Annotated in this window: 8 protein-coding genes; 6 read left to right on the top strand and 2 right to left on the bottom strand. The window is 38.5% G+C overall.

Annotated elements, in window-relative coordinates; translation table 11 throughout:
• The 4 genes from NW213_RS01285 to NW213_RS01270 all read left to right on the top strand — a co-directional run bounded on the left by NW213_RS01285 (nt 1) and on the right by NW213_RS01270 (nt 3,827).
• Nucleotides 1-618 (top strand): L-threonylcarbamoyladenylate synthase, encoded by a 618-nt coding sequence (locus NW213_RS01285; protein WP_258321559.1) that lies wholly within the window; start codon nt 1-3, stop codon nt 616-618.
• A 22-nt stretch (nt 619-640) separates the two neighbouring features.
• Complete coding sequence (locus NW213_RS01280; RefSeq protein WP_235340853.1) at nt 641-1,498, top strand: mechanosensitive ion channel family protein; 858 nt, start codon at nt 641-643, stop codon at nt 1,496-1,498.
• A 187-nt stretch (nt 1,499-1,685) separates the two neighbouring features.
• Nucleotides 1,686-2,006: a hypothetical protein gene (locus NW213_RS01275; RefSeq protein ID WP_204392299.1), complete on the top strand. Its 321-nt coding sequence runs from the start codon at nt 1,686-1,688 to the stop codon at nt 2,004-2,006.
• 3 nt (nt 2,007-2,009) lie between these two features.
• Entirely contained in the window at nt 2,010-3,827 is a 1,818-nt protein-coding gene (locus NW213_RS01270; RefSeq protein ID WP_258321558.1) for a YgiQ family radical SAM protein, read from the top strand.
• Between the two features lie 49 nt (nt 3,828-3,876).
• Here NW213_RS01270 and NW213_RS01265 read toward each other — a convergent pair whose 3' ends face one another.
• A complete protein-coding gene (locus NW213_RS01265; RefSeq protein ID WP_258321557.1) occupies nt 3,877-5,028 on the bottom strand; it encodes a lipocalin family protein in 1,152 nt (383 codons plus the stop codon).
• 147 nt (nt 5,029-5,175) lie between these two features.
• Nucleotides 5,176-8,265 (bottom strand): S41 family peptidase, encoded by a 3,090-nt coding sequence (locus tag NW213_RS01260; RefSeq protein WP_258321556.1) that lies wholly within the window; start codon nt 8,263-8,265, stop codon nt 5,176-5,178.
• Nucleotides 8,266-8,520: 255 nt separating this feature from the next.
• On the opposite strand from NW213_RS01260, the gene NW213_RS01255 reads away from it, so the two are divergent.
• Together NW213_RS01255 and NW213_RS01250 are read left to right on the top strand one after the other, a co-directional pair.
• On the top strand, nt 8,521-11,616 hold the full coding sequence (locus tag NW213_RS01255; protein ID WP_258321555.1) for a TonB-dependent receptor: 3,096 nt from the start codon (nt 8,521-8,523) through the stop codon (nt 11,614-11,616).
• A gap of 25 nt (nt 11,617-11,641) precedes the next feature.
• Nucleotides 11,642-13,105, top strand: coding sequence for a RagB/SusD family nutrient uptake outer membrane protein (locus NW213_RS01250; RefSeq protein WP_258321554.1), 1,464 nt, complete (start codon nt 11,642-11,644; stop codon nt 13,103-13,105).
• Nucleotides 13,106-13,672: the final 567 nt, after the last annotated feature.

Raw genomic sequence — 13,672 nt, 5'->3', positions numbered from 1 at the left:
ATGGGTACATTAATAAAACTGTACAATAAAAATAATAGTATAGACACACTGCAGAGCATAGCAGACACTCTGAATGATGGAGGAATAATAATCTATCCAACCGACACAATGTATGCCATAGGTTGTCACGCACTGAAAGAACGTCCCATAGAACGTATCTGCAAGTTAAAAAAAATCGATCCGCGTAAACATCACCTGTCTATTATTTGTTATGATTTAAGCAACATAAGTGAATATGCCAAGGTAAGCAACAACACATTCAAACTTATGAAGCGTAACCTGCCGGGACCATTCACATTTATATTGAAAGCAGACAGCCGTCTGCCGAAAATATTCAGAAACAGGAAGGAAGTGGGAATACGTGTACCTGACAATGACATAATCAGGGAAATATGCCGGATGATAGATGCCCCTATCCTATCAACCACACTTCCGCTTGACGAGAATGAAGATCCGGAATATGTTACTGACCCTGAACTCATATATGAGAAGTTCGGCAACGATGCCGACATCATAATAGACGGCGGTATAGGAGGTATTGATCCTTCAACAGTAGTAAACTGTATTGAAGACGAAGCGGAAATAATACGTCAGGGAAAAGGAATATTAGACGAATAACTTTTAAACAATTATAAAAATTATGCTACTTACATTACTAAACGTTGCATCAAGCGTTACATCAAGAGTAAACATCGAAGCTGTACTTGACAAACTGGTCAGCTGGGGTATCGAAACCGGTAAAAACATAATCGGAGCTATTCTGATATATGTAATCGGACGTTTCCTTATCAAACAAATAGGCAAACTTCTTACAAAATTCCTAGAAAGACGCAAACTTGAAGTCAGTGTCAAGACATTCCTGAAAAGTCTTTTAAGCATTACACTTAACCTGATACTTGCATTTGCAGTAATAGCCCGTCTTGGTGTTGAAACCACAAGTTTCGCTGCAATACTTGCTTCTGCCGGTGTTGCTATCGGTATGGCACTTTCAGGCAATCTCTCAAATTTTGCAGGCGGACTCATCATCCTTGTATTCAAACCATTCAAGGTAGGTGACTTCATAGACGGTCCAGGTGCAAGCGGCACAGTAAAGGAAATACAGATTTTCCACACAATTCTTGCAACCGTTGACAACAAAATAATTTATGTTCCAAATGGCTCTATGAGTAGTAATGTTGTTGTAAATTACAGCAAACAGGACACAAGACGTGCCGAATGGGTAATCGGAGTTGAATACGGTGAAGATTTCGAAAAGGTAAAAGCAGTAATTGAACGTCTTATAAACGAAGACGAAAGAATACTCAAAGACCCTGCACCATTTATAGGCCTTGGAGCACTGTCTGCAAGCAGTGTTGACATAAAAGTACGCGCATGGGCATCTACAGCCAACTATTGGGATGTTTATTTCGACTTCAACAAAAAGGTTTATGAAACATTCAATAAAGAAGGTATCGGATTCCCATTCCCACAACTTACAGTTCATCAGGCTAAAGATTAAAAAAACATATTATTCTTCTCTCAGCCCAGGTCTATGTATTTATTACATATTCTTGGGCTGTTTTTTCAACTCATAGAAAACCATTTAAAATATACAAGACTCAAACAGCATTTAAAAACATTTTATCACTAAATATTCAAGACTTCTTATTATATTTGTCCTATTAACAACATAAACCCATAAAACTATGTTTACAATTCAAGCTAATCCTTCAGGTACAAGAAGCCTGAACATTTCGGAAGAAAATCTCAAAACAATCGAAAAATATTCTCTGTTCCAGCAACTTATTGACAGCAACGGTATAGTTGACGAAAGCGTGTTGGAAAAACTTAAACTAAACATCCGTTCACTTATAGGCTCGTCTGAGAACGACTGTAAGGATCTGCTGGACCTCTGCCTGAACGTAATTTATCATGACAATATGAAAGCTTTCGGCCTGCATCAGCTCATCATGCTGTACATCAACTGGGAGAGAGAAAAAGGTAATATCGAAGAAACAGAAGAATAAATCTTGAAAGAACATAATCTAACGGACTGGTTGCCTACAACCAAGAAAGAAGTAGAGCTTAGAGGATGGGATGAACTCGATGTCATTCTGTTCAGTGGTGACGCATACGTTGACCATCCGTCATTCGGAGCTGCCGTAATAGGAAGAATGCTTGAAGCTCAAGGACTTAAAGTTGCCATCGTGCCACAGCCAAACTGGCGTGACGACCTTCGTGACTTCAAGAAACTGGGAAAGCCAAGACTCTTCTTCGGAATATCTGCCGGATGTATGGACAGTATGGTGAACAAATATACTGCCAACAAACGTTTGCGAAGCGAAGACGCATATACTCCTGACGGACGACATGACATGCGCCCGGAATATCCTACTATAGTATATTCACAAATATTGAAGAAACTCTATCCCGATGTACCAGTTATCATAGGCGGAATAGAGGCCTCACTGCGCCGTCTTACCCACTACGATTACTGGCAGGACAAGGTCAGACAGTCCATTCTGATTGACTCCGGAGCAGACCTCCTGATTTACGGTATGGGAGAAAAGCCAATCACTGACTTGTGCAAACACATGTCTGAAAATCCAACCATACCGACAGATGTTCTTCAGACTGCGTATGTATGCAAAAAGGAAGAATTCAAGCCGGAAGAAAATGACTTAAGGCTTTACTCTCATGAGGAATGCCTGAAAGACAAGAAGAAACAAGCTGAAAACTTCAGACATATAGAAGAGGAATCGAATAAATATTCAGCACAGAGGATTATCCAGGAGTCGGGCAAGAAAGTAGTAGTGGTAAATCCGCCTTATCCGCCAATGACTCAGGGCGAGCTTGATATGTCGTTCGACCTCCCATATACACGCCTTCCGCATCCGAAATACAAGAACAAACGTATTCCGGCATACGATATGATAAAATTCTCCGTCAATCTCCACAGAGGATGTTTCGGAGGATGCGCATTCTGCACCATATCGGCACATCAGGGTAAATTCATAGTAAGCCGAAGCAAGGAAAGTATTCTTAAGGAGGTGAAAGCGATAACAGAAATGCCAGATTTCAAGGGTTATCTGAGCGACCTTGGAGGCCCGTCTGCCAACATGTATGCCATGAGAGGAAAAGACGAGAATTTGTGCCGTCGCTGCAAACGCCCTTCGTGCATTCATCCCAAGGTATGCCCTAATCTGAATACAGACCACAGACCACTGTTGGACATCTATCATGCCGTAGATGCACTTCCAGGAATCAAAAAGAGCTTTATTGGCAGCGGTGTCCGATACGACTTGCTTCTGCACGAAAGTAAAGACCCGTCTGTAAACAAAAGCACTCAGGAATACACCCGCGAACTGATAATGAAACACGTGAGCGGACGACTGAAGGTAGCACCAGAGCATACAAGCGACAAAGTGCTTTACGTCATGCGGAAACCTCCGTTTGAGCAGTTTGAAAGGTTCAAGAAGATATTCGACCGCATAAATACAGAACATAACCTGCGCCAACAGATTATACCATACTTCATAAGCAGTCACCCAGGATGTACAGCCGAGGATATGGCAGAACTGGCAGTTATAACCAAAAGGCTTGACTTCCATCTGGAACAGGTTCAGGACTTCACTCCTACTCCTATGACTGTCGCTACAGAAGCCTGGTACACAGGTTATCATCCTTATACCCTTGAACCAATTTTCTCTGCAAAAACTCAGAAAGAGAAACTTGCGCAACGCATGTTCTTCTTCTGGTACAAACCTGAGGAAAGAAAAAATATTATCAATGAACTGCGGCGTATGGGAAGGAATGACCTTATAGACAAACTTTACAAGAAGAGATAAAAAAACGAGTGAAACAAACGATACTTATTTTTGTTTCACTCGTTTTATATTATTCAGCTTTCAAATCCACAACTTCACGTACAAGATACGTTCCATCATATTCAGCGGCAAAGCCATCGTCCCACTTTCCGTTATATTCAAGTCTTAATGTAACTTTTACGGGCTTGCCGTTTTTCTGACCTTTAGTTATCTTATCATACTTTTCAAGCAACTGGCCGGTCTTGTCAACAATCCAGAACTCTCTGTCGCTGCCGGAAGGAATAAATACTCTCACTTCATGCCCTATTCTCAATTCGCCTTCCATGGTATAAAGCAAGTCCATAGAGGTTGAGTCCGTTTCAGTTTCACACAACTCGATACTGTTTTCATCAAACAGCGGTGCATCCTGACCTATTTCCATAAAGATAGCCTTGTCCGGAGCATTATCGAATATTTCAAAATATCTCATTCCGCTATTACCCGTTCCCCAACCATTGCACGTACTCGGAACAGGTTCCTGCTTCTTCAAACTGTCTATCATCTCAGCATAATCACCGTCAGGGAGCATTACATACCTGTGTACTCCACTTCTGCCGGACGCAGTTTCTTTAAATCTGCATGTCTGACTTTTATCCCAGTCAGCGGAACTTGAGAGTATATCTGTAACATCGTCTATACTTTTATTCTTCAACTGGAATATCCTGATTAAAGCGTGAGGAGCAACATCACCGTTTCTCACCATAACCACACCTGGAAGCAATGGATCAACCAACAGCCTTATATCGTCATTACTTTGAGCCATCAGTTTCAAACCGGCTCCGGAAATTTCTTTCCATTCAAAACCTTCGTATGCTTGTCTTGAAGTACTTTTCTTCATTACATCTCCATTGCAGCGTGCGTAAGTAGCAATTCTGTCTCTATCTTTCAATACCAAAGTATCATTTTTTAAACTTATAATATCGAATGTATCGGCAAATAATATTGTCTGCCCGTTACCAATACTTTCACCATTCAGAATAAGTTTGTTACCATGCTCCTCCCATCCATGATATTTCAAGGTTTCCATTCCTATAGACTCTGCTATACCATTATCTTTAATACAAACGCCTTGCACATAAGGCATATCCGGAGATAAAACTTCAATCCAGTTTCCTTTTAAATCACGTTCGCCTGTTGTACAGGAACAAATTACCAATGGTAATAACAAAACAAACTGTTTCATATTTAAATTTATCTGGTTAATACAATAGCAAATATAGACAAAGATATCATGAAACCAATATTATAACTCATATTTTGAAATAATGACTTTCAGAAAAAATATATAGAAATGAAACTTTAATTTTTTTCACTATATACAAAGAAAAACTCATTTATTTTCCAGTTCTTTCATTATCTCATTTATTGCCGTATTCAGCTGTGGATCTCTACCCAAGAGCCTGTCCTCAAAGGTATTTCTTACATAAATATCCGGAACTACACCAGTCTTTTCCAGATCATCACCACTCAAAGAATAACATCCCCACGCAGGCATACGTGATGTTGAACCGTCCATAAACCTCACACCGGATGTAAATATAATCCACCGGTATGTTTCTGTACCAACAAGTTTGGCTATACCCAATTGTTTTATACCATTAGATGTAACCTCCGCATCACTAAGACTTCTCTCATTAATCAGAACTACGATTGGCTTGTCCGAAGGTGTTACGTTAGGATGAGGGTTCTGCTTAAAATCTCTGTAGCTCCAGTTGAAATGAGACTGCTGCCTCAAAATATCTATAACCTCTTTATGTACGTTCCCACCGTTATTATATCTCAAATCAAGTATCAGCGCATCTTTATTCACAAGATCTGTATGAATACCCCTGAGGAAAGACTTAAGCGATACATCACTCATATCTCTCATATGAATATACGACACTCTGCCTTTTGTCATTTTTTCTACCTTATCACTGCAATTGTCCTCCCATTCGGTATATAACATATCCTTTAGCTGACTATACGTTATAGTATGAAGTTTTACTGTAAACTCATTTCCAGCACGCACAAAAGACAAACTTATCTCAGACGGCTTTGTAGCAAAAGAGAAATATTCTTCACGGTTTCTGTCTTCTTCCACCCTTTCTCCATTAACGGCAACCAGCCTGTCTCCCGGTCTGATATCAATATCTACACAGTTGGCTGGCGAATCAGTCAATATTCTGTTTATCAGATATGGCTGAACATTATCCCACACAATTCCTGTTTCGGCTGTATAAGAAGATGTCTGAGGTTTCTGTTCTTCACTTCCATTCGATACAAACCCAAGATGAGAAGAATTCAGTTCGCCAAGCATATCATTAAACAATGTCCTGAAATGAGAACGTTCTTTTATATAAGGTAAAAACGAAGCATAATAATCTCTTTTACCTTTCCAGTCAACTCCGTGGAAATTGACATCATAAAAGTTCTGTTCCATCACAGCCCATCCTTCATAGAATATCTGTCTATATTCATCATAAAGATTCTTCTCAACCTCCTTTTCTATTTCAATTTTATCTGCCTTATATTGCTTCAGATCAACCGTGTAAAGACTTCCCCGATGCAAATAATATAATTCTTTACCGGAAATCATAAACCGGCCTCCTGCCTTAAGTTCTGCTATTTCTTTTGTTTCAAAATAAGGATCTGAAATCTTATTCGCTTTCATCTTGCCATCCGACGAATATATGAGCCAGCTGTCATTTTCCATACGACATGTATAAGCACTCCAGACATCATCGTCAACCTTTTCCAATCTTCTGAAAACCTCGTCATAATCAACGGTGTTTTTTTCTTCCATCATATTTACATGACTCATCTTTTTATCTTTATCCACAAACAGGCTGTCATACACATCCGATTCAAAAGGTCTTAAATTATATCTTCTCAAGGGAAGCCTGTACAATGTAGTAGAAACATTTCCTCTCGGGAAAGATGATGCATACAGATTAGCAGTAATATACAAACTCTTTCCATCAGGAGAAAAACACGGTGAACCCTCAACAGAGGCTGATTTTGTCAAATTTACCACTTCATCGTCTGCAAATGAATAAATATATATATCCGGTTCAAAAAGATTTATAGTCTCGAATGCCAGCAAAGAATCGTCGAAAGAAAAACTAATGTCAAAAGTCCGGAATGACCAGAATTGAGCATCAGCTATCTTTTTAACATTGTTTTTTTGAATATCAAGCACCATCACCTTATCACTGCCGCATATGAAAGCTATCTTATCACGTTTATGAGATAACGTAAACGACTTGATATTTGCATCTACAGAATACACCTCCGATTCCGGAGCAGTTCCATCAGCTTTAATCTTATATATATTAAGATAACCTTTATTGGTTCTGGTATAATAAACAGTATTATTATCAGTCCATACAACTTCTGAAACACGCTCGTCATCCGGTGTCACAAGCTGTTTAAGATATTTACACTTAACATCAGATATATACAGTTTACCACGTATCGACATAGCAAGTTTCTTACCGTCTGGCGATACATCAATACAATCAAGCTTCTGATTACTGAAAACACGTTCCGACATAGTTTTATGACCTGCCACATTTATTTCCGGAACTGTTATTTTACCACTTTTAATATCAAGACATGTCATTTTATATTCATACAGGAATATTATTTTTGACCCATCGTAACTTATAGACGGATATTGTACAGACTGTGAAAAAGACGTAAGACGTGATGACCCATTCTGCTTATCATACTTGAAAATGTTTGACTCTTTATTGTAACTGTCGGACACATAATACATGTTTCCAAGCATATCAGCCATTGGCCATGTATCTTTTCCATAATAATCGGTAAGTACGGAATATTTTTTCATGGAAGGATTCCACGACTTTATATCCGGATTATGATCGCCAATATATCCTTTTCTGGTAGGGAATTTAATGCTCTCATTTGATTCGTTAAAATACATCTCGCCTGTAACAGGGTTTTCTGTTACGTTTATCATAGTATTGAAATATCCTTCTGCCAGTCTTACAGGCGTACCGCCATTTACAGAAACTTTATACGTGGTCTTGATGTTCGCACGGTTACTTTCAAAATATACATATTTCGAATCATGCGACCATCCTGACGGCGTATCGCTACCCTCATGCCATGTAAGTCTTTTAACTTCGCCACCTTCTACAGGAACAATATATACGTCATTATTTCCATTTACATCTGACGAAAACGCTAAATATTTTCCATCAGGAGAAACCTTTGGATAACTCTCATACCCTCCCAATGAAACCAAACGCATGGCTGTACCACCTTCTACACCCACTCTAAATATATCACCTTCATAAGAAAAATATATTTCACCGGCATTTGGCGAAAGAGACGGATAACATGCGAAATGCAATGTCTCCGAAAATAACGAATGCGACATAAACGACATCGCAATGATTAATATGTGCTTCATATAACATCAGTTTTAAAATGTATGCAAATCTAATAAAATTATTTCAGCATTCATCATCAAACCTTTAATTATACATCAAAATGAAATCAATCCACACAATACAAATAATACTATATGACATATTTTACATATAAAATGTATCATTATAACATTTATACAAGTAAAATAAATTATAAATGAAATTATTTTAAGCAAAATATTGACCTTTTACAAATATTTACTACTTTTGCAAAAAGACACTTAAAAGAGAGACTTATGAAAGGATTAAAAGAGTTTAAATTCCCACACAAAAAGAGAAACATTTGCCTCGGCTTAATAGGATGTTTACTCATTCCGGGAAACATGACAGGAGAAAACAGATCGGAAAACCTTGTTTTATCATCCGTCAAACAACAAGGAATATCCGGAGTAGTAGTTGATACTAACGGAACACCACTTATAGGCGTCTCAATCATTATAAAAGGGACATCCAAAGGCGTAACCACCGATATAGACGGAAAATTCAATATAGATGCCGACATAAACAGCACATTGATTTTCAGCTATGTAGGTATGAAATCCACAAATGTCGTCATAAAGGACAACCGTCCTTTACATATAGTTATGCACGAAGACTCCAAGATGATGGACGAAATTGTAGTTACCGGATACGGAGACTTCAAAAAAGCCACATATACAGGTTCTGCCTCTGTTCTAAACACAGAAAAGCTTGAATCACTGCCTGTAACATCAGTCGCACAAATGATAGAATCAAATATGCCCGGAGTTAGTATAGTATCCGGTTCATCATCACAACCGGGCTCTAAATCGACTTTAAGAATACGTGGTATAGCTTCTATGAATGCATCAACAGAGCCTCTTTATGTAATAGACGGGGTACCTGTTTCATCAGATGATTTCAGCGCATTCACTTCTGAAGCAAGTACAGGAGGTATGGGTATTCTGGAAACTATAAACCCTGCCGACGTAGAAAGTATAACCGTACTTAAAGATGCCGCGTCTGCATCACTTTACGGTGCCAAAGGTGCTAACGGTGTTATCCTTATAAAAACCAAGAAGGGAAGCCAGGGAAAACTGAAGGTAAACATGCAGGCATCGTTCGGTGTTACAGATCTGGCATATAACTACAGACCGCTAATGGGTGGTGAAGAATGGAGAGATCTTCTTTATGAAGGATTGGTTAACTTCAAACTGGTAAATGGAGCTGACCAGCAAACCGCCACATCATATGCGGACTCGGAAATAGACAAGTACGCTGCAAGACCGGCAAACGGATATTCAGACTGGTACAACGCACTGATGAAAAAAGGCTATCAGCAGGACTATAATGTTTCGGTTAGTAGCGGAACTGAGAAATCAAATATAATAGCCAGTGTCGGTTACACTAACCAGACAGGTGTTTCGGTTAACTCAGAAATGGACAGGCTTACAGGCCGCATCGACGCAAACAGCAAATGGAACAACTTTGAATTTGGAGCCAATGCATCATTCTCATGGACAAAAAGCAAACAAACACCGGAAGGATATTATTATGCCAGTGCTCTGTACTCTTCAGTAGTAGAGCTTAATCCAAGTATTCCTATTTACAATGAAGACGGTACTTACCATACAGGATTTCAGGTTAACGGCGGGCTCAATCCTTTATACGAAAATTCAGTAAATGATTATTATACAAATATCGTAAGAAGTATGATGTCCGGAAGAGCCGCATACAATATCATTGAAGGTTTGAAAATATCTACAGTATTTTCTGTTGATTACTCACTCACAAAAGACTTCTATTTCTATTCTCCTGAAGGAACTGATGGAAAATTATACAATGGTAAAGGACTTATGCAGATGACTGACAGGTTGAGATACACTTCACAAAACAATCTTAGCTTCAACAGAACATTTGGTAAACATAACGTGAGCGCAGTTCTTGCATACGAAATAATGAAATACACCTATAATGATTTGTATGGTGAAGTTGAAGGTTACGGACAGTCTCCCAATGGAAGTTTAAGCAATGGTGCAGTTCCGGTAGCAGCATCACAAATGATTCAGCAGGACGCCCTGCTTTCTTATATTGCGAGCGGTAACTACAGTTATGCAGACAAGTATTACTTAGGACTTAGCTTCCGACGCGACGGTTCGTCAAGACTGGCGCCAGAAACACGTTGGGGTAACTTTTGGGCGGTATCAGGCTCATGGAGAGTATCGCAGGAAAAATTCATGAACAGTATAAGCAACATTGTGAACGATTTGAAAATCAGAGCATCGTATGGTGTGAACGGTAATCTTCCAAGCACATATTATGGCTACATGGGAACATATAATACCGGTTCATTCTACAACGGACTTCCGGCTCCATGGGAAAACAACATTGCAAACAATAATCTTTCATGGGAAAAGAACTATTCGCTCAATTTAGGTTTGGATATAAGCTTCCTGAACAGAATATCAATATCAATCGACTGGTACAACAGAATAACCAAAGACCTGCTGATGAACAAACAACTTAACTCAATTAGCGGTTTCGGTTCTGTTATTGACAACATTGGCAAGATGCAGAACAAGGGAGTTGAACTGGAAATAAGAACAAACAACATACAAAAACGTGATTTTTCCTGGAGCACCTCTTTCAATCTGAGCCACAACAAAAACAAGATATTAAAACTGGCAGACCTTTCATGGTACACTGACGGAAGGTATATCAGAAAAGAAGGACTTTCTTACGGAACACTCTATTTAAGAGAATATGCGGGTGTAGATCCTGACAACGGTAAGCCGATGTATTACGACAATGTGGAAGATGAAAACGGAAATCTTTCAAAAAACATTGTTTACGACCCTAATGACGCCAACCCTATTCCACTGGTGGACATTTATCCAAAAGTATCAGGTGGATTGATGAATACATTCAACTATAAATTCATAGACCTGTCCTTCAATCTTTCTTATAGTCTTGGTGGACACTCTTACGACAATGGAATGTACGCCATACAGGATGACGGATATTATTACCAATACAACAAGAGTACAGAATTGAGAAGAAGATGGCAGGAACCAGGAGACATTACAGATGTGCCAAGATTCGTTTACGGACAGGAATATGGCGGATACTGGAATTCATCGAGAGGAATACACAGCACAGACCATCTGAGACTTAAAAATCTTACATTAGGTATCTCAGCTCCAAAGGAATGGTTGAAAAACATTGGTATCAGTAACCTAAGAATATTCTTCTCTGGTACAAACCTGCTCACATGGGCAGCATACGACCAATACGACCCTGAACTGACTGGTGTGGTATCTTTCTTTACACCTCCATTGAAAACATTCTCTTTCGGGTTAGACATTAAGTTATAACTAAAAACATTTAACAGAATTGATTATGACAAGACATAAATATATTTCAAAACTGGCAGGAGTTCTAGTTCTGTCATTAGGCTTGGTCTCATGCACCGGAAGTTTCCTTGACACTACCCCAAGCAACAAAGTACCTACAGAAAATGCTTTCGATTCATTCAGTTCTACTGAAAATGCAGTTAACGGACTATACGACCTGATGTCGTCATACGGCTATTACGGTGGAACCATGTTCTTTTATGGAGACATGAAAGGAGACGATATACAGAGCTCATACAACAGCGGACGAGATTGCAACAACTGTTATCTGTTCAATCATAGAGCAAACAATCTTGGTGCTGGATATCTGTGGGGAAGGCCATATTATATTATACGTCAGGGATGGAACATTGTAAGTGCAATAGACAACAACAAAATACAAGACGCTACCACTGAAGATCTGGCGTATCTTAAAGGAGAAGCTTTGGCTGTGATTGCTTTATGCCACTTTGATCTTACAAGATGTTTTGGATATCCTTATACAAAAGACAACGGTTCTTCATGGGGTGCACCAATAGTAGAAAGAGCAATAGGACTGGATGAAAATCCGGAAAGAAAAACTGTTGCCGAAGACTATAATTTTATCATAAAAACCCTCAACGATGCTATTCCACTCATGACAACAGACAAAATGAATGGAAGGATGAACCAATATGCCGCACGTATGCTTTTGTCAAGAGTGTACCTGTATATGGGAAACGAAGAAGAAGCATATAATGTGTCAAGCAAACTGATTGAAGAATTGAAAACAGGTAACGAATACAGGTTATATACCAACGAAGAATACCTGAAATCATGGAATCTGGATGAAAAGTTCGGAACAGAATCACTGTTTGAAATAGCAAACGCGTCGGACGACAATGAAGGAAGAAACTCACTGGCTTATCTTATGCATCCGTATGGCTATGAGGAAATGTTCCTGACAGAAAGCTTCATGGAACTAATGAACAAGGATAAAAACGATGTCAGATATCAACTGATTGGAGAAGTTACCTATAATAAAGCTACCAGATATTGGCTAAAGAAATGGCCGGGTAGTGATGATACAACACCAGCATCGTATAACAACTATGTTGTATTCCGCCTGTCAGAGCTTTATCTTATAGCAGCCGAAGCGGCATTAACACTTACAGGAGAAAAGAAAGATAAAGGATTGGAATATCTAAACGAAATTGTATCAAGAGGAAATCCTGACAATAGTGTTGATATGGACGAATATACACTGGAAAGAGTCCTTGAAGAAAGAAGAAAAGAACTTGTGGGAGAAGGACACCGTTTCTTTGACGTCTTAAGAAACGGAATGAAAATTACAAGAACAGGAAACCTACATATGGAAAACACAGTGAAGGAAATAGACTGGAACTACGAAAAATGCGTTCTGCCTATACCAGAAGACCAGTTTGTATTTAATCCTGACATGGAACAAAACCCGGGATATTCAAAATTCTAATAGTACATTAGCTAAAAAATAAACGGCACATCTCATGGGATTGTGCCGTTTATTTTTTATAATTTCCGACAACATAATCATAGATGATACATACACATTAATACCATAAAAAAGATATACCGATATCACATAATGCTAATACAAAAATAAAAATATCATTTTGACATTTTGATTTCTACAATGCCCATAATTCTAAATTCTACACAAGCAATACATTCTTTTCTAAAAATTTAAAGCACAGAGATTATCAATATATCACAAAGCCATCATATACAACTATTATATTTACAAATGAAAGCACAAACGCATACCATCACATACAAATTCGCACATATATCAATTTCATTTACATATTATCATTTATAAGAATTGTATTCAGAAGCCATTTCCAGAAGAAAAATCATTTTATTTGATGGCAAAAACAAAACGTCTCCATGTTTTGACTGAAGTATCAAGGCATTTTCAGTAAAATATGGAGATGTTTTTATATTTATTGGAGAAGAAAAAAAATTTTATGACGATGATAATATGTTAACAGATTGAGCAAAATTTACAATACAATCATTA

The organism is Bacteroides sp. ET336, from assembly GCF_024733815.1.
GTDB lineage: Bacteria > Bacteroidota > Bacteroidia > Bacteroidales > Bacteroidaceae > Phocaeicola > Phocaeicola cellulolyticus.
This window is presented reverse-complemented; position numbering and strand designations above follow the sequence as displayed.

Coding starts and splice junctions, on each gene's coding strand:
- NW213_RS01285 (WP_258321559.1), top strand. CDS start 1: ATGGGTACATTAATAAAACTGTACAATAAAAATAATAGTATAGACACA.
- NW213_RS01280 (WP_235340853.1), top strand. CDS start 641: ATGCTACTTACATTACTAAACGTTGCATCAAGCGTTACATCAAGAGTA.
- NW213_RS01275 (WP_204392299.1), top strand. CDS start 1,686: ATGTTTACAATTCAAGCTAATCCTTCAGGTACAAGAAGCCTGAACATT.
- NW213_RS01265 (WP_258321557.1), bottom strand. CDS start 5,028: ATGAAACAGTTTGTTTTGTTATTACCATTGGTAATTTGTTCCTGTACA.
- NW213_RS01260 (WP_258321556.1), bottom strand. CDS start 8,265: ATGAAGCACATATTAATCATTGCGATGTCGTTTATGTCGCATTCGTTA.
- NW213_RS01255 (WP_258321555.1), top strand. CDS start 8,521: ATGAAAGGATTAAAAGAGTTTAAATTCCCACACAAAAAGAGAAACATT.
- NW213_RS01250 (WP_258321554.1), top strand. CDS start 11,642: ATGACAAGACATAAATATATTTCAAAACTGGCAGGAGTTCTAGTTCTG.